Origin of the sequence: Streptomyces sp. NPDC008238, assembly GCF_042956445.1 — a bacterium.
Classification (GTDB): Bacteria; Actinomycetota; Actinomycetes; order Streptomycetales; family Streptomycetaceae; genus Actinacidiphila.
Window position 1 is genome coordinate 1 of sequence record NZ_JBIBGK010000032.1, and the last position, 20,213, is coordinate 20,213.

A 20,213-nucleotide genomic window follows, 5' to 3' on the forward strand; every position below is an offset into this window, starting at 1 on the left:
GCCTGTGCGCTGAAGACCTGTGGGGGTGCCAAATGCCGTCCGGGGTGATCGCACCTGCCTATCCGACCCCCCACCGGCCGTTGTGCGCCCACACGGCGGGAGGGGGTGTGGCGGGGTGCGCCCGGAAACGACGAGCGGCGGACCCGGTGCCCAAGGATGTAGACGCAAACCGCGAGCGTTGAGGACGTGCGCCGGCGCGGCCCCGACCCTACAACGACGTGCGAGACCCGCACCAACCATGCCGGGCAATCGGGCGGGAGGGTGGGAAACAGCCCGCCGCAGGCGCAAACAACCCGCACACAACCACCGGCCGCAAGGGGCACCCCCGTTGCGCGGCGTGCAACGCACGTTGCGGAGGGCACAAGGGACCGGCACGATGCGGCGCATGGTGCTGAACCTCGCCCCCGTGATCCCGGTCGTGACGCTGGAGGACCCCGCGGACGCACCCCCCCTCGTCGGGGCGCTGGCCCGCGGCGGGTTGACCGCGGTGGAGATCACGCTGCGGACCCCCGCCGCGCTGGACGCCGTCGCCGCGGCCGCGCGGGCCGTGCCGGAGGCGGTCGTGGGGGCCGGGACCGTGCTGCGGGCGGAGCAGGTGGGGGCGGCGGTGCGGGCCGGGGCACGGTTCCTGGTGAGCCCGGGGTGGACGGACGGCCTGGTCGACGCGATGACCGCCTCGGGGCTGCCGTTCCTGCCCGGGGTGTCGACCGCCTCCGAGGTGCTCGCCCTGGCCGAACGCGGCGTGACGGAGCTGAAGTTCTTCCCCGCGGAGGCGGCCGGCGGCCCGGCGTACCTGAAAGCGCTGGCCGCCCCGCTGCCGCACGTCCGGTTCTGCCCGACCGGCGGCATCGACGCGGCCCGCGCGCCGGCCTACCTCGCCCTGCCGAACGTGTCCTGCGTGGGCGGCAGTTGGATGGTCCCGCAGGACGCCCTGCGGGACCGCGACTGGGACCGGGTGGAGCGGCTCGCCCGCGAGGCGGCCGCGCTCACCGCGCCGTCAGCGCAGGTGTGACGTGTCGTTGAGCAGCCTCAGCGACGCGTTCCCGTCCCCGTAGTACGCCACCGCCGACAGCGCCGCCGCCGACAGCTCCATCCGGAACAGCGACTCCGGCGGGGCCCCGAGGGCGAGCCGGACGAGGGTCTTGATGGGCGTGACGTGCGTGACCACCAGCACCGTGCGGCCGGCGTAGCGGGCGATGAGCTTGTCCCGCGCGAGGGAGACCCGGCGGGCGACGGCGGCGAAGCTCTCCCCGCCGGGCGGGGCGGTCTTGGCGGAGCCGAGCCAGGCGTCGAGTTCGGCCGGATGGCGTTCCTTCACCTCGGCGAAGGTCAGCCCCTCCCAGGCGCCGAAGTCGGTCTCGCGCAGACCCTCGTCGACGCGTACGTCGAGCCCGAGCCGGTCCGCGACGGTCTGCGCGGTCTGCCGGCAGCGGGTCAGCGGCGAGGTGACGACGGCCTGTACGGTGCCGCGGGCGGCGAGGGCGTCGGCCACGCGCTGGGCCTGCCAGCGGCCCCTCTCCGAGAGTTCCGGGTCGTCGCCGCCGCTGCCGGAGAAGCGCTTCTCCGCGGTGAGCGGGGTCTCCCCGTGCCGCAGCAGGACGAAGGTGGTGGGCGTGCCGAGGTCTGCCGCCGCCGCCCAGCCGACGGGCGGGGCCTTGGGGGCCTCGTCCACCGGCTCGTCCACCGAATCGGCCGCCAAGGCGGCGGCCGGCACGGCGGCCGGCGCAGAGGAAGAGGCGAGCGCGGCGGCGGAACGGCCGGGCTCCCACTGCTTGCCGCGCTTGCCCGCGTCCATCGCCTCGTTGGCGAGCCGGTCGGCGTGCTTGTTCTTCTCGCGCGGGATCCACTCGTAGCTGACCTGCTCCGCGGGCAGGACCGCCTTCGCCTCGGCGGCCAGCGGCCGCATGTCCGGGTGCTTGATCTTCCAGCGGCCGGACATCTGCTCGACGACCAGCTTGGAGTCCATCCGCACCCGCACCCGGGCCTGCGGGTCGATCGCGTGGGCGGCGCGCAGCCCGGCGATCAGGCCCCGGTACTCGGCGACGTTGTTGGTGTGCGTACCGATGAACTCGGCGGCCTCGGCGAGCACTTCGCCCGTGGCGGCGTCGCTGACGACGGCGCCGTAGCCGGCCGGTCCCGGGTTGCCCCGGGACCCCCCGTCGGCCTCCACCACGAACGTACGGGCCATTACAGGCCCGACTCGGGGGTGCGGACGAGGATGCGCCTGCAGTTCTCGCAGCGCACGACCTCGTCGGCGGCGGCCGCCCGCACCTCGTTGAGCTCGGTGATGTTCAGCTCCAGCCGGCAGCCCTCGCAGCGCTTCTGGTAGAGCCGGGCGGCGCCGACGCCGCCGGACTGGGCGCGCAGCTTGTCGTAGAGCTTCAGCAGGTCGGCGGGGACCGAACCGGCGATGATCTCGCGCTCCTTGACGACCGTGGAGCCCTCGGCGTCGATCTCCTGCAGCGCCGCGTTGCGGCGCTCCCCGGACTCGCCGGCCTTGGCCTGCACGGACTCCAGGCGCCCGGTGAGCTCCTGGACCCGTTCCTGCAGGCCCTCGCGGCGTTCCATGACCTCCAGGACGACGTCCTCGAGGTCGCTCTGCCGCTTGGCGAGGGAGGTGAGCTCGCGCTGCAGGTTCTCCAGGTCCTTCGGGGAGGAGACCGCGCCGGAGTCCAGCCGCTCCTGGTCGCGGACGGCGCGCTTGCGCACCTGGTCCACGTCCTGCTCGGCCTTGGTCTGCTCGCGGGCGGTGTCGCTCTCCTCGGTCTGGGCGGCGACCAGCAGGTCGCGCAGCTGGGTCACGTCGGAGTTCAGGCGCTCGATCTCCGCGTGCTCGGGAAGGTTCTTGCGCTTGTGGTCCAGCTGCGCGAGGCGCGAATCGAGGGACTGGACCTCGAGCAGTCGGATCTGGTCTGCGGGCGCGGCTTTCAGCGGGGGGCTCCTGAGGTCGTGGGTTCGTCGAGGGGAAGTGCCGGGGCGTGGGCCGTCCACGGGTCGGTGACGGTGCGCGACACGTACGTGCGCAGCGTCCAGCCGTGCCGTTCGGAGACCTCGTCGAGGCGGCGCGCGGCCTGCTCGCACCAGGGCCACTCGGTGGCCCAGTGGGCGGCGTCGACGAGCGCCGGCGGTCCCGCCTGCTGCGCCTCGGACGCCGGGTGGTGGCGCAGGTCGGCGGTGAGGTAGACGTCCACCCCGGCCCTGCGCACGTCGTCGAAGAGGCCGTCGCCGGAGCCGCCGCACACCGCGACGGTACGGACCGGCCGCTCGGGGTCGCCGGCGACGCGCAGCCCGGTCGCGGTGGCCGGCAGGCCGGCAGCCGCCCGGCGGGCGAACTCCGCCAGCGTCAGCGGTTCGGGCAGCTCGCCGATCCGGCCGAGGCCGCGGCGGCCGGCCGGGTCGGCGGGGTCGGGCACGAGGGGTCCGGTGACGCGCAGGCCGACGGCCTCGGCGAGGGCGTCGGAGACCCCGGGGTCGGCCCGGTCGGCGTTGGTGTGCGCCACGTGCAGCGCGATGTCGTGTCTGATCAGGGTGTGCACGACGCGGCCCTTGAAGCCGGTGGCCGCGACCGTCGTCGTCCCGCGCAGGTAGAGCGGGTGGTGCGTGACCAGCAGGTCGGCGCCGGTGGCGATCGCCTCCTCGACGACCTCCCGGACCGGGTCGACGGCGAACAGCACCCGGCCGACCTCGGCGTCCGGGTCGCCGCAGACGAGGCCGACGGCGTCCCACTGCTCGGCCCACGCCGGGGGCCAGAGGGCTTCGAGGGCGGCGATGACGTCGGACAGTTTCGGCACGGGTCGAGGTTACCGCGCCCGTGGCGGACGGCCGGAATCCCGGCCTGGTCATGAGCACACCGAGCATCCGAAGTCCGACGGAACGGGACGAGAGCCACCCTTACGTGTGAAGACCACCGACTCGTGTCGGGCGGCCGGGCGTGCGAAAACTAGCGTCGTGGCCCGGAGGTGAGCCATACCATGACAGCCTGCGCCACCGAGACCACCACCGTGCGACGGGCCGGGTTCACGATCGCCGCGGACGGCTCCTACGCCGCCTGCCTGGCCCAGGGACCCGACGGGGACGACGGCTGGTACCCCGAGCGCTGGACGCTCGGCGGACCGGAGCCGTACACCGTGCCGCTGCCCGGCAACCAGCCCGAGGAACAGTGCTCCGAGGTCCTGCCCCTGCCCGACGGCCGCGTGCTGATCCTCCGCCGGGTCGCCGACCGGCACGACCTCGCCCTGCTCTACCCGACCGGCCCCGGCACCGGCGAACTGCTCGTCGGCTCGCTCCCGGGCGGGGACACGCGGGCGCGGCTGCTGCCTCCGGTCGCCTCCGGCGAGGTGTACGCGCTCACCTACGACCCGGCGCGGGAGGTGTCGGCGGTGTGGCTCGTGCACGACGACCGGGACCTGCGGCCGCGCCGGCTGGCGGAGGTCCCGGGCCGCTGCGGGGGCGGCGCGTGGCTGGACCGGGCGGGGCGGCTGCTGGCGCTGGACCGCGAGGCGGACGGGGCGGTCAAGACGGTCGCCGTCGACCTGGAGCGGGCCGGGGCGGTGAGCCCGCTGCTGCAGATCACCGACGACAGCAACGACCGGCTGCTGCTGGCGGAACCGGACAGCGGGCTGCTGATAGTGCGCAGCGACGCCACCGGCGAGGACCGGATCGGCTGGGGCGTGCTGGGCAGCCGCCGGCCCATGCGGTTCGCGGAGTGCCTGCGCGTGCCGGACGCGGTGCTGACCCCGTTCGCGGCCCAGCCCGGGCAGGTGCTGATGCCCGAGGCGTGCGCGGTGGCGCTGCGCGCGGACGGCCCGCACGGCACGTCGCTGGCGGTCTGGCGGCCCGGGGAGCGCCGCGCCACCTGGCTGTCGGCGCCGGAGGGATGGCTGCCCGGGGCGGGCCTGTGGTCGGCCCGCGGGGTGCTGCGCCTGCCGTACGCCTGCGCGCACTGCCCGTGCGGCACGGTGGAGTACGAGGCGCCGCCCGCGGTGCCCGTGCCGTTCCCGCCGGGGAGCGCGGCGGAGGGCGCTCCCCCGGAGCTGCCGGAGGCCGCGCGGACCAGCCCCGTGCTCCCGTTGCAGAAGGCGCCGCTGGCCACGGGATCTTGAATGGGTAAACTCCTGCGGCGTTCCGCGCACCCTGCAAGCTAGTCGACGGAGAGTCTCCTCATGTCCGATGCCCGACACGACACCGCCGCCGAGGCCCGCCTCGAGGACGGTTACGCCGAGGGCCTGCACGCCGGCCGCCACCGCGGTACGGCTTCCGCCCAAGACGACAACACCCAGGTGGTCGAGGCGCCGCACGGCCGCCACCGCCGCCCCTCCGGGCCCCCCGCCATGGAGATCTGACGGGCCCGGGCCCGTCTCAGCCCTCGTGGCGCAGGGCCAGGACGTCGGTGGCGGCGAACCCGTCACCGGGGTCACGGCCCGCCCAGTAGGGGGTGAGCAGGTCGTCCAGCTCGTCGTGGGTGAACGCGTCCTTGGCGGTGTCGAACCTCGCCGCGACGCGGGGGCGGTCCATCACCGCCACCATCCCGCCGTGCACGACGAACAGCTGGCCGGTGATCCGGTCGGCCGCCGGTGAGGCCAAGTAGCCGACGAGCGGGGCGACGTGCTCCACCCCGAGCGGGTCGGGCCCGTACGCGGGACGGCCGAGGCCCGCGAAGACGTCCTCGGTCATCCGGGTCCGCGCCCGCGGGCAGATGGCATTGACGCGGACGCCGTACCTGCCGAGGGCGGCGGCCGTCGACGAGGTGAGGCCGACGATGCCGCCCTTGGCGGCCGCGTAGTTGGGCTGACCGGCCGAGCCGGCGAGGAACGCCTCGGACGAGGTGTTGACGATCCGGCCGTAGACCGGGGAGCCCGTCGCCTTGGCGCGCTCGCGCCAGTGGGCGGCGGCGAACCGGGTGGTGGCGAAGTGGCCCTTGAGGTGGACCCGGACGACCGAGTCCCACTCGTCCTCGGTCATCGAGAACACCATCCGGTCCCGCAGGATCCCGGCGTTGTTGACCAGGACGTCGAGCGCGCCGTACGTGCCGACCGCCAGCCGCACCAGGTCCTGCGCCTGGTCGAGGTCGGCGACGTCGCCGTGGTGCGCCACCGCGTGGCCGCCGGCGGCGGTGATCTCGGCGACGACCTCGTCGGCGGGGCTCGCCGACGCCTCGCCGGAGCCGTCGCGGCCGGACTGCCCGTAGTCGTTGACGACCACGTTGGCGCCCAGCCGCGCCAGTTCCAGCGCCTCGGCCCGGCCGAGGCCGCGTCCCGCCCCCGTGACGACGGCGGTCCTGCCGTCCAGCACGCGCATGCGTCCTCCCGTCCCGGTGTCAGACCGCGATGCAGGTGCGCAGGGCCTCGCCGCTGCGCATCTGGTCGACGGCCTCGTTGATCTGGTCGAGCCGTACCCGGTGGGTGATAAGGCCCTCCAGGTCCACGCGCCCCGAGCGCCAGAGGCGGATGACGCGGTCGTAGGAGCGCAGGACGTCGCCGCCGCCGTACAGGGAGGGCAGGATGCGCTTCTCATCGAAGAAGAGCTCGAACATGTTGACCTGCAGGAGGTCGTCCATCGCGCCGGCGCCGACGACGCAGAGGGTGCCGCCGCGGCGGGTGGTGTCGTAGGCCGTGCGGGCCGTCGCGCTGCGGCCGACGACCTCGAAGACGTAGTCGAAGCCCTCGCCGCCGGTGATCCGGGCCTTGGCGTCGGCCAGTTCCTCGGGGGCGACCGCGTCGGTGGCGCCGAGGCGCAGGGCCGCGTCGCGGCGGGTCTGCACGGGGTCGACGGCGATGATCTCCGAGGCGCCGGAGGCGCGGGCGCCCTGGATGACGCTGATGCCGACGCCGCCGCAGCCGATGACGGCGACGGAGGAACCGGGGGTGACCCGCGCGGTGTTGAGCGCGGCGCCGATGCCGGTCGTGACGCCGCAGCCGATGAGGGCGGCGATCTCGTACGGCAGGTCGTCGGGGATGGGCACGGCGCACGAGGCGGGGACCACGACCTCCTCGGCGAAGGTCCCGGTGCCTGCGAAGCCGAACACGTCCCCGGCGGGGCGGCGGAAGTTGGGGGTGCCGGCGTTCATGAACCCGGCAAGGCACAGGTGGGACTGGCCGCGCCGGCAGGCCGGGCAGGCGCCGCAGGCCGGGAGCCAGCAGACCAGGACGCGGTCGCCGGCCGAGAGGCCGCTGACGTCCTCGCCGGTCCCGGTGATCTCCCCGGCGCCCTCGTGGCCGGGGACGAAGGGCGCGGGCTGCGGCAGGACGCCGCTCATGGCGGACAGGTCGGAGTGGCACAGCCCGGTCGCCCGCAGCCGGATGCGCACCTTGCCGGGGCCGAAGCCCACCGTCTCGACGTCGTCGACGACCTCGAGCTTGTCCTGGCCGATCTCCTGCAGGAGTGCTGCGCGCATGCGTGTTCCCCTCTCCCCTCCGGGACTTACGAGTGCTCGACAACGGTGTCGGCGAGGACCGGCGCGTCGTCGCGTTCGACGGCGGTCGCCGACGCCAGGACGCGGCCCTGCTGCGACCACATCCGGATGCGCAGGGTCTCGCCGGGGAAGAAGACCCCGGCGAAGCGGGTGGAGCAGGACGTCACACGGCTCGCGTCGTCACCGAGCAGGGTGTCGACGACGGCCTTGAGCGTGATGCCGTAGGAGCACAGGCCGTGCAGGATCGGCCGGTCGAAGCCGGCCTGCTTCGCGAACCCGGGGTCGGCGTGCAGCGGGTTCCAGTCGCCGGAGAGCCGGTAGAGCAGGGCCTGGTCCTCGCGGGTGGCGCGCAGCACGGTGCGGTCGGGCGCCCTTCCGGGCGGTTCGGTGCGGGCGGAGGGCCCGCGGTCGCCGCCGAAGCCGCCCTCGCCGCGGACGAAGATCTGCGCGTCGGAGGTCCACAGCGGGCCCTGCTCGTCGGCGACCTCGCGGCGCAGCACGATGACGGCGGCCTTGCCCTTGTCGTACACGTCGGCGACGCGCGTGGTCTGCCGCGCCCGGCCGCGGACGGGGACCGGGCGGTGCACCTCGATGCGCTGGGCGCCGTGCAGGACGGCGGCGAGGTCGATCTCGATGCCGGGCAGGGAGAGCCCGCCCCGCGGTTCCCCGGCGGCGGCGGAGCCGCCGGCGACGGTGGCGAAGCTGGGCAGGACCTGCAGGCCGGGGCCTTCGAGTGCGTAGCCGAGGGCGTTCGCGCCGAGGCCCAGGTGGTAGAGGATGACGTCCCGGTGGTCCCAGACGAGTTCGGCGCTGCGGGCTTCGGCCGAGGTGGCGGCGGCGACGTCGATCGGCATGTCCGGCGGCTCCTTCGCTGCGCGGGGGCCCTGGCGCGGCCGTCCGCACCGTCGGCCCCGCCAGGGCGCGTACTAGAACGCGTTCTAGCCAGCCCATGTATAACGCATCACCCGGGCCCTGGGAATAGCTGACGTACCGTCAGAGTGCCTTCGCAACAGTGACATTTGTCCTGCCAGGGTTCGTACATTCCCCACTGACCCCGCGGCGGGCCCTGGCCGTAGTGTCGGTGACATGACGACGACAGTGAGTTTCACCAGGGCCGTCAAGACGTTCGGCGCGGTACGCGCGGTTAACGGCGTCGACCTGGAGATCCGGCGGGGGGAGTCCGTCGCCCTGCTCGGCCGCAACGGCGCGGGCAAGTCCACCACGATCAGCCTGCTGCTCGGGCTCAACGAGCCCGACGACGGCGAGGTCCGGCTCTTCGGCGGCACCCCGCACACCGCGGTCCGCGCGGGCCGGGTCGGCGCGATGCTGCAGGACGGCAGGCCGATCCCCCGGGTGACCGTCCGGGAGCTGATCACCTTCGTGGCACGCACCTACCCCGACCCCCTGCCCGTGGCCGAGGCCCTGGAGTTGGCCGGCCTCACCGAGGTCGCCGGCCGCCGCGCCGACCGGCTCTCCGGCGGCCAGGCGCAGCGGGTCCGCTTCGCCGTGGCCCTGGCCGGCAACCCCGAGCTCATCGTGCTGGACGAGCCCACCGCCGCCCTCGACGTCGAGGCCCGGCGCGCCTTCTGGGACTCGATGCGCGCGTACGCGGCCCGCGGCAACACCGTGCTGTTCTCCACCCACTACCTGGAGGAGGCGGACGAGAACGCCGACCGCATCGTGGTCATCGACCGCGGCCGGGTCGTCGCCGACGACAGCGGCGAGCGCATCAAGCGCGCCGTCGGCGGCAACCTCGTCTCCTTCGACCTGGCCGGGGCCCCCACCGAGGGCCTGCGGCAGCTGCCCGGGGTGGTGTCCGTGGAGGTCCGCGGCGACCGCGCCCTGCTGCGCTCCGCCGACTCCGACGCCACCGTCGTCGCCCTCGCCGACCGCGGCATGGTCCGCGGCCTGACGGTGACCGCCGCCAGCCTGGAGGACGCGTTCCTCTCCCTCACCGCGCAGTCCCCCGCCCCGGACCACGCGCCCACCACCGCCAAGGACACCGCCGCCCTCGCCGAGGAGAAGGTCTGATGCTGCTCGCCTACGTCTCGCTGGAGATCCGCCGCACCCTGCGCGACGCCGGATTCGTGATCTTCGGCGTCGGCATGCCCGTCATGATGTACCTGCTCTTCACCAACCTCGGCGTCTCCGGCTCGGAGGACGACAAGGCCGCCTCGCTGGCCGCCATGATCGGCATGGCCGCGTACGGCGCGCTGGGCTCGGCGGTGTCCACCGGGTCGAGCGTCGCCGAGGACAAGGGCCTCGGCTGGCTGCGCCAGCTGCGGATCACCCCCATGTCGCCGCTGCTGGTCGTCACCGGCCGCTGCATCAGCGGCTCCGTCACCGTGCTGCCCGCCATCCTGGCCGTCCTGCTGGCCGGCGGGCTCGTCAACGGCGTCGAACTGCGGCCCTGGCAGTGGGCCGCCGTCGGCGGGCTGCTGTGGGTGGGCACCGCCCCCTTCACCCTGCTCGGGCTCGGCAACGGCTACCGGCTGTCCGGGCAGACCACCGGCGTGGTGAACATGGCCTGCAACCTGGGCCTGTCCGTGGTCGGCGGGCTGTGGATCCCCTCGTCGGTCTTCCCGGACTGGCTGCGGGCGGTCTCCGAGTGGACCCCGTCCCAGCGCTTCGGGCAGCTCGGCTGGAGCATCGCGGACGGCGCGGTCCCGCGGACGGGTACCGTCGCCGTGCTCGCCGCGTGGACGGCCGTCTTCGGCGCGTACGCCGTGTACGCCTACCGCCGCTCGGCCCGCACCCCGTGAACCCCACCGGGACCGTGGAAGAGGAGGTGGCGACGGCCATGGCCATCACCACGCAACCCCGGCGCCCGCTGCCGGCACGGATCCTCCACCACTGGCGGCAGCTGCGGGTGACCCGGCCCTTCGCCGAGGAGATCGAGGACCTCAAGCCCCCGACCCGGTTCACCTTCCTGCCCTGGCTGCTGATGGGCGTGGGCGCCCTGTCCCACCTCCTGCAGGGCAAGGCCGCCAACCCCTGGCTCGGCGGCCTCGGCCTGCTGGCCTTCAACTCCCTCTACATCGGCGTCGTCTTCACCTCCTTCGACCCGCGCACCGCCCGCGGCAAGGTGCCCCGGCGCTACCTCCTGGCGCTGGCCGCCGTCACCTACGCCCTCGCCATCGGCTACGGCGGCAGCTGGCTGGTGTTCTTCCCGCTGCTGTCGCTGGCCGTCGGGATCGTGGTGCGCGGCCGGCGGATGGGTCCCGTGCTGGTCGCCCTGGCGGTGTCCGCGGGGATCGTCTCCGGGATGCGCAGCGGCGACATCTGGGAGGGCGTCTCCATCGGGTACGGCAGCCTCATCTCCGGCCTGGTCACCGCCGCCATGCTCACCCTCTTCGACGCGGTGACCCAACTGCGCGCCACCCGCCAGGAACTGGCCCGCAACGCCGTCGCCGAGGAACGGCTGCGCTTCTCCCGCGACCTGCACGACCTGCTCGGGCACACGCTCTCCGTGGTCGTCGTCAAGGCGGAGGCCGCCCGCCGGCTCGCCCCGCGCGACCTGGAGGCCGCCCTCGCCCAGGTCGCCGACATCGAGGCGGTGGGACGCCAGGCGCTCACCGAGATCCGGGAGGCCGTCACCGGCTACCGCGAGGGCAGCCTCTCCACCGAACTGGACCGCGCCCGCTCGGCCCTGGCGGCCGCGGGCATCGAGGCCGTCGTCAAGGAGTCCGGCCCGCCGCTGCCCTCGCAGACCGAGGCCCTGCTCGGGTGGGTGGTGCGGGAGGGGGTGACCAACGTCGTACGGCACAGCGGGGCCGCCACCTGCGCCATCGAGCTCGCCGGCACCGGCGGCCGGGTACGTCTGCGGATCACCGACGACGGCCGCGGCGTAGGCTCGGCCCCCGGATCCGGCCCGGGCGACGGCTCCGGTTTCGGCTCGGGCTCCGGCTCGGGGCTGAAGGGGCTCACCGAACGGCTCGCCGCGGCGGGCGGCTCCCTCGGCACGGGCCCGGGCCCCGGGGGCGGGTTCCGCGTCGTCGCCGAACTGCCGGTGGAGGAGGAGCAGACCGCATGAGCGGCGTCATCAGGGTCCTGCTGGCCGAGGACCAGGGCATGATGCGCGGGGCGCTGTCCCTGCTCCTCAACCTGGAGGACGACATCGACGTCGTCGCACAGGTCGCCGCGGGCGACGGGATCGTCACCGCGGCGCTGGAGGCCCGGCCCGACGTCGCGCTGCTCGACATCGAACTCCCCGGCCGCAGCGGGCTCGACGCGGCGGCGGAACTGCGCGAGCGCCTCCCGGCCTGCAAGGTGCTCATCCTCACCACGTTCGGCCGCCCCGGCTACCTGCGCCGCGCGATGGAGGCCGGGGCGTCCGGCTTCCTGGTCAAGGACGGCCCCGTCGAGGACCTCGCCGCCGCGATCCGGCGCGTCCTCGCCGGTCACCGCGTGATCGACCCCGCCCTGGCCGCGGCCGCCCTCAGCACCGGGCCCAGCCCGCTGACGCCGCGCGAGCAGGACGTGCTCAACGCGGCGGCGGACGGGGCGACGGTGGCGGACATCGCGGCGCGGGTGCACCTGTCGGAGTCGACGGTGCGGAACTACCTGTCGTCCGCCATCGGCAAGACCGGCACCCGCAACCGGACGGAAGCCGTCCGCACCGCCCGCCACAACGGCTGGCTCTGACCCGGGGCCCGAGGCCCCCGTCCGCGTACGCCCCCACCGGCCACCCCCCTCCCGGCGGACGAAATTGCCCCGTCTGCGCCCGGCAGCCATCGCGGTGCCCGGATCTCCGGCAAGACCCGCACTCCCGCACCGGACGAAGGACCCCGGTCCGCCCCCGCCGACCACCGCCCCTCCCGGCGACCCGGCCCACCGCGCCGGGCAGCTCCGGGCCCGCTCAGGCCCCCTCCGGGCAGAGGAAGCCCATCCGTGCCCGGCAACCGTCGCAGTGCCCGGATCTCCGGCAAGACCCACATCCCCGTCGGCTCGACGCAGGCCGGGATCTCGCCGTCAGCGTGCGCCGCGACCGGATCCGGCCGTCGCCGGACCACTCCGGCCCCGGGGTCGGCACGACGGTGCCGACCCCCGGCACTGCTGGCACGGCCGGGAGGTCGCGAGACCTCCCCGCGGCATCGGCACACGTCACGGGTCCGCGCGACCGTGCGCGTCATCTCACTCCGCCCGCACGGACGAAGGACCCCACCTGTGCCCGCGCCCCCCGCTGCTGCCGGAACACCCCCCGCCGGACCGGCGCACAAAGCGAGCCGGCCCGGCGGCGCCGTACGGCTACCCGCGCCAGACCCAGGCCACCCGCTCGTACAGCGGCTCGAAGCCGGCGCGCAGCATGTTGTGGAGGGAGCTGTTGTGCTCGCCCGGGCCCTCCGCGCCGGTCTCGGCGACGAGCCAGCGGCAGCCCGCGTCGTGGGCGGCCCGGACGCGGGCCGTGAGCAGGGCCGACTGGGCGCCGCGGCCCCGCCACCCCGCAAGCGTGGCCCCGCCGAACATGCCCGCGCAGTCGCCGTTGAGGAAGACGCTGCCCACCGCGACGATCCGTTCGCCCTCCCAGACCGCGTACTGCCGCCAGTCCGGCCTGCCGACGCACGCCGCGGCCATGTCGGTCATGGCCGGCGTGGTGAAGCCGAAGGTCGTCATCATCACGGTCGCCCACTCGTGCGCCTGGTGGGGGCTCGACGAGGCCGACGCGCAGCCCCGGGTCGAGCGCGGTGGCACCGTCGACCGCGGCCAGGGCCGCCGGGACGTCGCAGCCGAGCTTGGCGAAGCGGGTGCCCTCGGTAAGGTCCCGCTTCCCGGCGATCGAGGCCCAGTCGGACGGCAGCAGCGACGGCGCGATCATGAGCGAGCCGACGGGCACGCCCTGGGCCCGGAAGAAGCCGCACACCTCGTCAACGGCCTCGGCCGTGACCGGTCCGGCGGAGCCGAATCCCCCGGCCCGGTTGAAGAAGCGGCTCGGGTCCTCGCGGACGGCCAGCGCGCGCACCGCGCCGAACCGCCGCGTGCCGATGCCCAGTGCCCCGCGCACGCCGGCCGGCGCTCCGGTCACGAAGTCGGCGTACGCCGCGATCTCTGTCTCCTCGGCCAGGCCGGTCGGCACCGTCGTCGTCATGCTGCGTTCTCCTTGTCCTGGGTGGTGACGAAGTCGCGCACCGCGGCCACGAACCTCTCCGTCTCCTCGATGTGTCCGAAGTGGCCGCTCGCGGTCAGCTCGCACAGCCGCGCCTGCGGTATCCCGACCTGCAGCTCGTACGCGAAGCCCGGCGGGCAGATGAAGTCGTGGGTGCCGACGATCACCAGGACCGGCGCCCCGATCGTGCCGAGCCGGTCGCGGACGTCCCATGCGGAGGGGCGCCGGTTCGGGTCGTGGGTGGCCCGGAGGGCGGGGACGGACCCGGTCCGCATCGCCGTCCTGCGGTAGTCGGCGAAGTAGGCCGGCAGCACGGCCTCGAGGTAGCGCTCCATGGACGCGTCGTCGGTGATCGCCGCCGTCCCCGCCACCCGGGCCCGCCACGCCCGCCCCGCCGCGGCCGCCTCGGGCCGGTCGGGCCGGCGCTCGACGAAGGCGGCCATCTCCTCGGTCGCCGTCTCCATCAGTTCCGGCCCGTACACGGGCGCGGTGTCGTAGAGGATCAGCCCGTCGAGGCGGCCGGGGTGGTCGAGGGCGAACTGCAGCGCCACGAAGCCGCCGTGCGAGTGGCCGAGGAAGTAGGCGGTGGGCGCCCCGAGGTCGTCCAGTACGGCCGCGGCGAAGCGCGCGTAGCGGGACGTCGAGTAGTCCCCGTCCGGCAGCGGATCGCTGTCGCCCGAGCCGACGGGGTCCACGTGGACCATGGTCAGGTGCTGTTCCAGTGCGGGTACGCGCAGGTACTCCGGGTGCACACCGGGGCCTCCGGAGTGCACGAGGCACACCGGCCCGGCACCCCTGACCCGGTAGACCTGGCGCACGCCGTCGACGAGGACGGTCCGCACCTCGGCGGCGGCACGTGTGGGGTGCTCCGCCTCGTGAGGGATGACGTTCATGCCCACACGATGCGGCGGGCGGCGAAAAGGTTCGGTCAGTTCCCGTGATCGTTCGCGCGGGCTTCTTCCCGGCGGCGGCGCGGGTGGTACAGGCGCAGCCTGTCCTCGCCCCCGCCGTCGAGGAAGTGCACCCAGACCACGCCGGGCGGGCAGTGGAACGGGTCCTCCGGCGGGCTGACGATGGCCGCCTCCCAGATGACGACCTCTCGGCTGGCCACCACGTTCAGCAGCTTCTGGCGGACGCCTTCGGAGACGTCGCGGCGGAAGGAGAACCCCAGGTAGTCGAGGTCGGTGCGCTTGCCGGTCGGCCACGTCACCTCCAGCTGGGGGGACCGCCAGCCGGCCCACGCCGAGGCGAGTTCGCCGCGGTGCGCCGCCAGCATGGTCTCCTCGGCCAGCCGGCGGTGGCGCGCGGTGAGGGAGGCGGAGTCGTCGTGGACCCGGTCGCCCGCGGCCACCAGCGCGGCCGACAGGTTGGCGCGCGCCTGGCTGAGCCTGCTGCGCACGGTGCCGACGGGGATGCCGCAGAGCAGCGCGATCTCCTCATAGGAGGTGACGTCGGTGAAGTAGCGCAGCATCGTCACCAGCCGCAGCCCGGGCGACAGGCCCTCCAGCGCGTCCCAGATCCAGTCCCGCAGCACGTGCCCGTCGAGCACGTCCGCCGGGTCGGGCGGGCCGCCCGAGCGGTCCATGGCGACGAATCCCTCGATCTCGGCCACGGGGACCGCCGACTTCCTGCGCAGCTGGGCCCGGCAGACGTTGCGGACCACCATCCGAAGCCAGGGGCCGGCGGCGTCCGGGTCGCGGAGGTCACCGATGCGCCGCAGCGCTATGAGCGCCGCCTCCTGCACGGCGTCCTCGGCGTCCGGGCCGTAACCCAGCACGGCGAGGGCGACCGCGTGCATGGCCGCCCGGTGCCTGGCGAGCAGCAGCCCCAGGGAACCCGCGTCACCGCACCGCGCGGCCCGCACCAGCTCGGTGTCGAGCGGTGCCCCGGCCCACAGCGGATCAGTCATGACGTGACCATTGAACCAGAACGTCCGGATCCGGGACCGGCGTCGCGCCCGCCGGGCGCGACGCCGGCGCACCCCCGCCGAAGGGCACCGCGGCCGTACGGGACGATGGGGGCATGAGCACGCCATCCCCCGCAGCGGTCCCCGCGGACGCGCTGGCCGCGTTCGAGGCGGCCAAGGGCTTCATGCCCACCGATGAGGGCCTCGCCCTGCACGCGGCCGCCGCCGACGCCGCCGCCCGCCTCCCGGGCCTGCCGCTGCTGGAGGTCGGCACGTACTGCGGCCGCTCCACGATCCTGCTGGCCGCCGCCGCCCGCGAGGCCGGCACCGTCGCCGTCACCGTCGACCACCACCGCGGCAGCGAGGAGCAGCAGCCCGGCTGGGAGTACCACGACACCACCCTGGTCGACCCCGAGGTCGGCCTGATGGACACCCTGCCCACCTTCCGGCGCACCCTGCACGCCGCCGGGCTGGAGGAGCACGTGGTCGCGGTCGTCGGCCGTTCGCCGCAGGTCGCGGCGGTGTGGGGGAAGCCGCTGGCCCTGGTCTTCATCGACGGCGGGCACACCGACGAGCACGCGGGCAACGACTACGAGGGCTGGGTGCCGCACCTCGCGCAGGACGGCCTCCTGGTCATCCACGACGTCTTCGCGGACCCCGCCGACGGCGGCCAGGCGCCCTGGCGGATCTACCGGCGGGCGCTGGAGTCGGGCGCGTTCACGGAACTGTCCGTGACGGGTTCGCTGCACGTCCTCCGGCGTACGTGCGCCGGGGTCCGGGACGGCGGATAGCATCGCTGACGTGTTCAAGAGCAAAGGCCGCTCCACCGTGGTCGTCGTGGCCGCGCTGGTCCCGGCGTGCGCGGCCGCGTGGCTGGTGTGGGACGCCACGGGCGGACCGGACGACCCCGGACGCAACGGGGACCTCCCGCAGAGCGTGCGTCCGCACCGCTCGGCGGCGGCGTCCTCCGGACCGTCCTCGGCGGCACCGTCCGCCGGGTCCGCGAAGCCGCTCGCGGGGAAGGTCGTGGTGCTGGACCCGGGCCACAACACGCGCAACAGCCGTCACACGGCCGAGATCAACCGCCTGGTCGACATCGGCACCGCCCGCAAGGAGTGCGACACCACGGGCACCGCGACCAACGCGGGGTACGCCGAGGCCGCGTTCACCCTGGACGTGTCCCGGCGCGCCCGGGCGCTGCTCGAAGCGCGGGGGGCGAAGGTGACGTTCACGCACGACGGCGACCGCGCCTACGGCCCCTGCATCGACGAGCGGGCCCGGACCGGCAACAAGGCGAAGGCCGACGCGGTGGTGTCGGTGCACGGCGACGGCTCGGCGGCCGGCAACCGCGGCTTCCACGTGATCATGCCGGCCCCGGTGCACCGCGGCATCGCGGACACCCGGAAGATCAGCGGGCCGTCGAAACTGCTCGGCACCGCCCTCAAACGGCACTTCGCCGAGGAGACGGGCACCCGGCCGTCCAACTACATCGGCGGCGGCACCGGCCTGGACGTCCGCAGCGACCTCGGCGGACTCAACCTCAGCAGCCGGCCGAAGGTGTTGATCGAGTGCGGCAACATGCGCGACCCCAGGGACGCCGCGCTGATGACCAGCCCGGCCTGGCGACAGCGGGCCGCGGAGGGCATCGCGGACGGCATCACCGCGTTCTTGGAGGACCGCGGGTGATCGGCCGGTGAGCATTGGGTCCCGATCGTGTCACCGAGGGGCGGACCGGTCCCACCCGGCGGCAACGGCCCTCATACGATGGGGAACCGCCCGGCGACAGCGACAACGAGACGACTGACAAGGACTCCTAGTGAATAACCGCTCCCTCACCCGAGGAGACGGCGCGGTGATCGGCGCGGCACTGCTGCTGCTGATCGCCTCGTTCCTGAACTTCTACACGTTCAAGGGATGCAGCTCCGACGAGTGCGGAGCCAGCGCGTGGAAGAGCGAGCTGTTCCCGCTGCTGCCCTCGGTGCACCTCCTGGGCCTGATCGCCGCCGGCCTGTTCGTCGCCTCGCGCTTCCAGCCCGAGGGGCGCAAGCTGCTCGGCATCGGGCTGGCGCACTGGGGCGCGGTCCTCTCCGTGGCCGCCGCCTGGGACGCGCTGTGGTCGCTGTTCCACGGCAGCGAGGCCTTCGAGCTGGCCGCCGGCGCGTACCTCTCCTTCGTGGCCGCCGCGGCCCTCGCGGCCGCCATGCTGCTCACCCTGCAGGGCCTGCCCGTGCTGAAGGCGCCGCTGCTGCCCGCTCCGCGGCCGCAGCAGCCCCAGCAGGCGCAGCCGTACGGCGGCCAGCAGGGCCAGCCCTACCCGGGCGTGCAGCAGGGCGGCTACGGGTACCCGGGGCAGACCGGTGGTCAGGGCGCGCAGGCCGACCCGTCCTTCGGCGGCGGCCAGTACGGCTACCCGCAGGCCCAGCAGCAGCCGCAGGCCCAGCAGCCCCAGCAGCAGCCGCAGGCGCAGCCCTCCGCGGAGTTCGCGGCCTTCTGGTTCGCGGTGCCCGTGGCGCGTCCGCTGTACGCGGAGGACGGTTCGGGCCGGCAGATCGCCGAGCTGGCCCCCGGCACCTGGTACCTGGCGGTGGAGCAGCGCGGTTCCGCCCTGGTCGCGCAGACCCAGGACGGCCGCCGCGGCGTCCTCCAGGACGCCGGCGGCATCCAGCGCGGCTGATCCCCGCCGGAGCGCCACTCGCGCACGCACGCGACAGCCGTGCCCCGGGCCGTCCGGCCCGGGGCACGGCTGTCCGCTCTTCCGGGGCGGGTGTGCTTGCCGTACCGTACGGCTGACGTACCGTCAGCTCCGGTGGGAGGCGTGCGCATGCGGCTCGGACTGGCCCTCGGCTACTGGGGGCGCGTCTCCTCCCCCGGCCACCTGGCCCTGGCGCAGGAGGCCGAACGGCTCGGCTACGACTCGGTGTGGACGGCGGAGGCCTGGGGCTCGGACGCGTTCACCCCGCTCACCTGGATCGCCGCGCACACCAGCCGGATCCGGCTCGGTACCGGCATCGCGCAGATGGCCGCCCGCTCCCCCACCGCCACCGCCATGCACGCGCTGACCCTGGACCACCTCTCCGGCGGCCGGGTCATGCTGGGGCTCGGCCTGTCGGGGCCGCAGGTGGTGGAGGGCTGGTACGGCAGGCCGTTCCCGCGCAGTCCGCTGACCGCGACCCGGGAGTACGTGGACGTCGTGCGCCAGGTGCTGCGCCGCGAGGGCCCGGTGGCGCTGGACGGGCGCTTCCACCCGCTGCCGTACGCGGGGCCCGACGCGACCGGCCTCGGCCGGCCGCTCAAGCCGATCACCCATCCGCTGCGGGCCGCCCTGCCGGTCCTGCTGGGCGCCGAGGGCCCGAAGAACATCGCGCAGACCACCCGCATCGCCGACGGCTGGCTGCCGCTGTACTGGTCGCCGTTCCGCACGGACGTGTACGAGGTGTCACTGGCGGACGCGCCGAAGGACTTCATGATCGCCCCGATGGCGCGGGCCCAGGTGTGCGACGACCCGGCGGAGGGCCTGCTGCCGGTCAAGGCGATGCTCGGCTTCTACATCGGCGGGATGGGCGCGGCCACCCGCAACTTCCACGCCGACCTGATGGCCAGGATGGGCTACGAGCAGGAGGCCCGGCGCATCCAGGAACTGTTCCTGGCCGGGCGGCGCGAGGAGGCGGTCGCGGCGGTGCCGGACGCCTTCGCCGACGAGATCTCGCTCGTCGGCCCGCGGGAGCGGATCGCGGAACGGCTGGAGGTGTGGCGGTCGGGCCCGGTGACCGACCTGCTGGTCACCGCGCCCGACCCGGCCACCCTGAGGGTGCTGGCCGAGCTCATCCGCCGCTGAGCTGGGACAGCGAGGGCACCTTGTCGGTGACCTTGGCGCCGGCGCCCTCGCCGGCCGACTTGACGCCGGTGATGGTGTCCTGGAAGGTGCCGACGATGTCGTCCGTGCCCTGGCCGCTGCGCAGCTTGGCCGGCAGGTCCTTGAGCGACTCGATGCCCGCGTTCAGCGGGGCCACCAGCTTGGCCAGGGTCGGGTCGCCCTTGGCGTTCTCCGAGGCGGCCTTGAGCCGGTTGTAGGCGAAGGCCCCGGCCAGGCCCGCCTTCACCAGGGCCAGCTTGCGGCCCTCGGCGTCCTTCTTGAACTTGCCCTCGCGGTAGGGCTTGACGATCCACTGGTAGGTCGCGCCGGCGGCCAGTCCGGCGTTGGCGACGAAGCGCGTCTTGGCGAGCTTCTGCTTCTGCACGGAGGAGGTGGGGCTCGCGGTGCCGACGCTCGCGGTCCGCGGCGAGTCGCCGCCGCAGGCGGGGACGAGCATCAGCACGCCGGAGAGCAGCAGGGCGGTCAGGGCACGGCGCAAGGGCATGACGGTTCTCCCGGGGGGATGCGGTGCGTGATCGCATCCTCGCCCGGGCCCCCGGCACCGGCCACCGCACAGGGCCGTACGGGGCGTCAGGCGGGGGCCGGCGCCCCACGTTTCAGTCCGCCGATCGGGGCAAGACGGCAGGTATGTCCAGACGATATCGCGGCAATCTGGCCGCCACGGTCATCATGGTGGCCGCGGACGTGGCGGCCTTCATCCTGGTCCTGTGGATCGTGTTGTGGATGCTCGACGCCAACCGGGCGAACGACCTCGTGGAGTGGATCCACGACGTCGCGTCCTGGCTCGGCGGCTGGGCCCACGACATCTTCGACACCGACTCCGCGTGGGCGCGCACCCTGCTGAACTACGGCCTGCCGGCTGCGGTCTACCTGGTCGTCGGCCACGCCGTGGCGGGCCGCGTCAACCGGGCCTGACGCC

22 protein-coding genes and 1 pseudogene are annotated in these 20,213 nt (G+C 74.4%); 12 read left to right on the forward strand and 11 right to left on the reverse strand.

The genetic code is table 11. From position 1 onward, the window contains the following. The first annotated feature begins 376 nt into the window (after positions 1-376). Entirely contained in the window at positions 377-1,012 is a 636-nt protein-coding gene (gene eda, locus ACFZAU_RS36490; protein WP_500555751.1) for a bifunctional 4-hydroxy-2-oxoglutarate aldolase/2-dehydro-3-deoxy-phosphogluconate aldolase, read from the forward strand. On the opposite strand, the gene ACFZAU_RS36495 is transcribed toward eda, so the two are convergent. From ACFZAU_RS36495 to ACFZAU_RS36505, 3 genes are read right to left on the reverse strand one after another with little or no spacing between them, the layout of a single operon-like run. Beyond that, a complete protein-coding gene (locus ACFZAU_RS36495; protein WP_500555752.1) occupies positions 998-2,188 on the reverse strand; it encodes a bifunctional RNase H/acid phosphatase in 1,191 nt (396 codons plus the stop codon). The genes eda and ACFZAU_RS36495 overlap by 15 nt on opposite strands. Beyond that, complete coding sequence (locus ACFZAU_RS36500) at positions 2,188-2,931, reverse strand: zinc ribbon domain-containing protein (protein ID WP_500465526.1); 744 nt, start codon at positions 2,929-2,931, stop codon at positions 2,188-2,190. The genes ACFZAU_RS36495 and ACFZAU_RS36500 overlap by 1 nt, the downstream gene beginning before the upstream one ends. Further along, positions 2,928-3,791, reverse strand: coding sequence for a Nif3-like dinuclear metal center hexameric protein (locus tag ACFZAU_RS36505; protein ID WP_500555753.1), 864 nt, complete (start codon positions 3,789-3,791; stop codon positions 2,928-2,930). Before ACFZAU_RS36505 ends, ACFZAU_RS36500 begins: the two co-directional genes overlap by 4 nt. A 180-nt stretch (positions 3,792-3,971) precedes the next feature. Between ACFZAU_RS36505 and ACFZAU_RS36510 the strand changes: the two genes are divergently transcribed. Together ACFZAU_RS36510 and ACFZAU_RS36515 are read left to right on the forward strand one after the other, a co-directional pair. After that, entirely contained in the window at positions 3,972-5,102 is a 1,131-nt protein-coding gene (locus tag ACFZAU_RS36510; protein ID WP_500555754.1) for a hypothetical protein, read from the forward strand. Positions 5,103-5,162: 60 nt separating this feature from the next. Continuing rightward, on the forward strand, positions 5,163-5,342 hold the full coding sequence (locus tag ACFZAU_RS36515) for a hypothetical protein (RefSeq protein WP_500465510.1): 180 nt from the start codon (positions 5,163-5,165) through the stop codon (positions 5,340-5,342). A 16-nt stretch (positions 5,343-5,358) separates the two neighbouring features. Here the strand turns inward: ACFZAU_RS36515 and ACFZAU_RS36520 are convergent, their stop codons facing one another. From ACFZAU_RS36520 to ACFZAU_RS36530, 3 genes are read right to left on the reverse strand one after another with little or no spacing between them, the layout of a single operon-like run. Further along, complete coding sequence (locus ACFZAU_RS36520) at positions 5,359-6,297, reverse strand: 3-oxoacyl-ACP reductase (protein ID WP_500555755.1); 939 nt, start codon at positions 6,295-6,297, stop codon at positions 5,359-5,361. Positions 6,298-6,316: 19 nt separating this feature from the next. Then, on the reverse strand, positions 6,317-7,393 hold the full coding sequence (locus ACFZAU_RS36525) for a Zn-dependent alcohol dehydrogenase (RefSeq protein WP_500555756.1): 1,077 nt from the start codon (positions 7,391-7,393) through the stop codon (positions 6,317-6,319). Between the two features lie 26 nt (positions 7,394-7,419). Next, positions 7,420-8,265, reverse strand: coding sequence for a MaoC/PaaZ C-terminal domain-containing protein (locus ACFZAU_RS36530; RefSeq protein ID WP_500555757.1), 846 nt, complete (start codon positions 8,263-8,265; stop codon positions 7,420-7,422). Positions 8,266-8,497: 232 nt separating this feature from the next. On the opposite strand from ACFZAU_RS36530, the gene ACFZAU_RS36535 reads away from it, so the two are divergent. Genes ACFZAU_RS36535 through ACFZAU_RS36550 form a run of 4 tightly spaced genes read left to right on the forward strand, consistent with a single transcriptional unit; the run spans position 8,498 to position 12,055 of the window. Next, complete coding sequence (locus ACFZAU_RS36535; RefSeq protein ID WP_500555758.1) at positions 8,498-9,442, forward strand: ABC transporter ATP-binding protein; 945 nt, start codon at positions 8,498-8,500, stop codon at positions 9,440-9,442. Further along, the gene (locus ACFZAU_RS36540; protein ID WP_499598471.1) at positions 9,442-10,173 is read left to right on the forward strand and encodes an ABC transporter permease; all 732 of its coding nucleotides are present in this window, start codon (positions 9,442-9,444) and stop codon (positions 10,171-10,173) included. The genes ACFZAU_RS36535 and ACFZAU_RS36540 overlap by 1 nt, the downstream gene beginning before the upstream one ends. Before the next feature lie 38 nt (positions 10,174-10,211). Further along, complete coding sequence (locus tag ACFZAU_RS36545) at positions 10,212-11,444, forward strand: sensor histidine kinase (protein WP_500555759.1); 1,233 nt, start codon at positions 10,212-10,214, stop codon at positions 11,442-11,444. After that, positions 11,441-12,055, forward strand: a complete 615-nt coding sequence (locus tag ACFZAU_RS36550; RefSeq protein ID WP_500555760.1) for a response regulator — start codon at positions 11,441-11,443, stop codon at positions 12,053-12,055. The genes ACFZAU_RS36545 and ACFZAU_RS36550 overlap by 4 nt, the downstream gene beginning before the upstream one ends. Before the next feature lie 319 nt (positions 12,056-12,374). On the opposite strand, the pseudogene ACFZAU_RS36555 reads toward ACFZAU_RS36550, so the two are convergent. From ACFZAU_RS36555 to ACFZAU_RS36570, 4 genes and pseudogenes are all read right to left on the reverse strand, one after another. Beyond that, positions 12,375-12,555 (reverse strand): annotated as a pseudogene (locus tag ACFZAU_RS36555) (molecular chaperone DnaJ); the annotation flags it as partial. 103 nt (positions 12,556-12,658) lie between these two features. Continuing rightward, positions 12,659-13,027, reverse strand: a complete 369-nt coding sequence (locus ACFZAU_RS36560) for a GNAT family N-acetyltransferase (protein WP_500555810.1) — start codon at positions 13,025-13,027, stop codon at positions 12,659-12,661. A gap of 465 nt (positions 13,028-13,492) precedes the next feature. Further along, a complete protein-coding gene (locus ACFZAU_RS36565; RefSeq protein WP_500555761.1) occupies positions 13,493-14,407 on the reverse strand; it encodes an alpha/beta fold hydrolase in 915 nt (304 codons plus the stop codon). A 35-nt stretch (positions 14,408-14,442) separates the two neighbouring features. Next, positions 14,443-15,423: an RNA polymerase sigma factor gene (locus ACFZAU_RS36570; protein WP_500555762.1), complete on the reverse strand. Its 981-nt coding sequence runs from the start codon at positions 15,421-15,423 to the stop codon at positions 14,443-14,445. A gap of 113 nt (positions 15,424-15,536) precedes the next feature. Here ACFZAU_RS36570 and ACFZAU_RS36575 point away from each other — a divergent pair, with 113 nt between their 5' ends. From ACFZAU_RS36575 to ACFZAU_RS36590, 4 genes are all read left to right on the forward strand, one after another. Further along, positions 15,537-16,211: a class I SAM-dependent methyltransferase gene (locus ACFZAU_RS36575; protein ID WP_500555763.1), complete on the forward strand. Its 675-nt coding sequence runs from the start codon at positions 15,537-15,539 to the stop codon at positions 16,209-16,211. 10 nt (positions 16,212-16,221) lie between these two features. Then, positions 16,222-17,106, forward strand: a complete 885-nt coding sequence (locus ACFZAU_RS36580; protein WP_500555764.1) for an N-acetylmuramoyl-L-alanine amidase — start codon at positions 16,222-16,224, stop codon at positions 17,104-17,106. A 166-nt stretch (positions 17,107-17,272) separates the two neighbouring features. Next, on the forward strand, positions 17,273-18,094 hold the full coding sequence (locus ACFZAU_RS36585; protein ID WP_500555765.1) for a DUF5336 domain-containing protein: 822 nt from the start codon (positions 17,273-17,275) through the stop codon (positions 18,092-18,094). A 147-nt stretch (positions 18,095-18,241) separates the two neighbouring features. Continuing rightward, positions 18,242-19,255: an LLM class F420-dependent oxidoreductase gene (locus ACFZAU_RS36590; protein ID WP_500555766.1), complete on the forward strand. Its 1,014-nt coding sequence runs from the start codon at positions 18,242-18,244 to the stop codon at positions 19,253-19,255. Here the strand turns inward: ACFZAU_RS36590 and ACFZAU_RS36595 are convergent. Beyond that, positions 19,242-19,778: a hypothetical protein gene (locus tag ACFZAU_RS36595; protein WP_500555767.1), complete on the reverse strand. Its 537-nt coding sequence runs from the start codon at positions 19,776-19,778 to the stop codon at positions 19,242-19,244. The genes ACFZAU_RS36590 and ACFZAU_RS36595 overlap by 14 nt on opposite strands. Before the next feature lie 143 nt (positions 19,779-19,921). Between ACFZAU_RS36595 and ACFZAU_RS36600 the strand changes: the two genes are divergently transcribed. Further along, positions 19,922-20,209, forward strand: a complete 288-nt coding sequence (locus tag ACFZAU_RS36600; protein WP_499598499.1) for a hypothetical protein — start codon at positions 19,922-19,924, stop codon at positions 20,207-20,209. Positions 20,210-20,213 lie beyond the last annotated feature (4 nt).

Coding starts and splice junctions, on each gene's coding strand:
- ACFZAU_RS36515 (WP_500465510.1), top strand. CDS start 5,163: ATGTCCGATGCCCGACACGACACCGCCGCCGAGGCCCGCCTCGAGGAC.
- ACFZAU_RS36520 (WP_500555755.1), bottom strand. CDS start 6,297: ATGCGCGTGCTGGACGGCAGGACCGCCGTCGTCACGGGGGCGGGACGC.
- ACFZAU_RS36550 (WP_500555760.1), top strand. CDS start 11,441: ATGAGCGGCGTCATCAGGGTCCTGCTGGCCGAGGACCAGGGCATGATG.
- ACFZAU_RS36530 (WP_500555757.1), bottom strand. CDS start 8,265: ATGCCGATCGACGTCGCCGCCGCCACCTCGGCCGAAGCCCGCAGCGCC.
- ACFZAU_RS36545 (WP_500555759.1), top strand. CDS start 10,212: ATGGCCATCACCACGCAACCCCGGCGCCCGCTGCCGGCACGGATCCTC.
- ACFZAU_RS36570 (WP_500555762.1), bottom strand. CDS start 15,423: ATGACTGATCCGCTGTGGGCCGGGGCACCGCTCGACACCGAGCTGGTG.
- ACFZAU_RS36565 (WP_500555761.1), bottom strand. CDS start 14,407: ATGAACGTCATCCCTCACGAGGCGGAGCACCCCACACGTGCCGCCGCC.
- ACFZAU_RS36595 (WP_500555767.1), bottom strand. CDS start 19,778: ATGCCCTTGCGCCGTGCCCTGACCGCCCTGCTGCTCTCCGGCGTGCTG.
- ACFZAU_RS36560 (WP_500555810.1), bottom strand. CDS start 13,027: ATGATGACGACCTTCGGCTTCACCACGCCGGCCATGACCGACATGGCC.
- ACFZAU_RS36525 (WP_500555756.1), bottom strand. CDS start 7,393: ATGCGCGCAGCACTCCTGCAGGAGATCGGCCAGGACAAGCTCGAGGTC.
- ACFZAU_RS36510 (WP_500555754.1), top strand. CDS start 3,972: ATGACAGCCTGCGCCACCGAGACCACCACCGTGCGACGGGCCGGGTTC.
- ACFZAU_RS36540 (WP_499598471.1), top strand. CDS start 9,442: ATGCTGCTCGCCTACGTCTCGCTGGAGATCCGCCGCACCCTGCGCGAC.
- eda (WP_500555751.1), top strand. CDS start 377: ATGCGGCGCATGGTGCTGAACCTCGCCCCCGTGATCCCGGTCGTGACG.
- ACFZAU_RS36535 (WP_500555758.1), top strand. CDS start 8,498: ATGACGACGACAGTGAGTTTCACCAGGGCCGTCAAGACGTTCGGCGCG.
- ACFZAU_RS36600 (WP_499598499.1), top strand. CDS start 19,922: ATGTCCAGACGATATCGCGGCAATCTGGCCGCCACGGTCATCATGGTG.
- ACFZAU_RS36575 (WP_500555763.1), top strand. CDS start 15,537: ATGAGCACGCCATCCCCCGCAGCGGTCCCCGCGGACGCGCTGGCCGCG.
- ACFZAU_RS36495 (WP_500555752.1), bottom strand. CDS start 2,188: ATGGCCCGTACGTTCGTGGTGGAGGCCGACGGGGGGTCCCGGGGCAAC.
- ACFZAU_RS36590 (WP_500555766.1), top strand. CDS start 18,242: ATGCGGCTCGGACTGGCCCTCGGCTACTGGGGGCGCGTCTCCTCCCCC.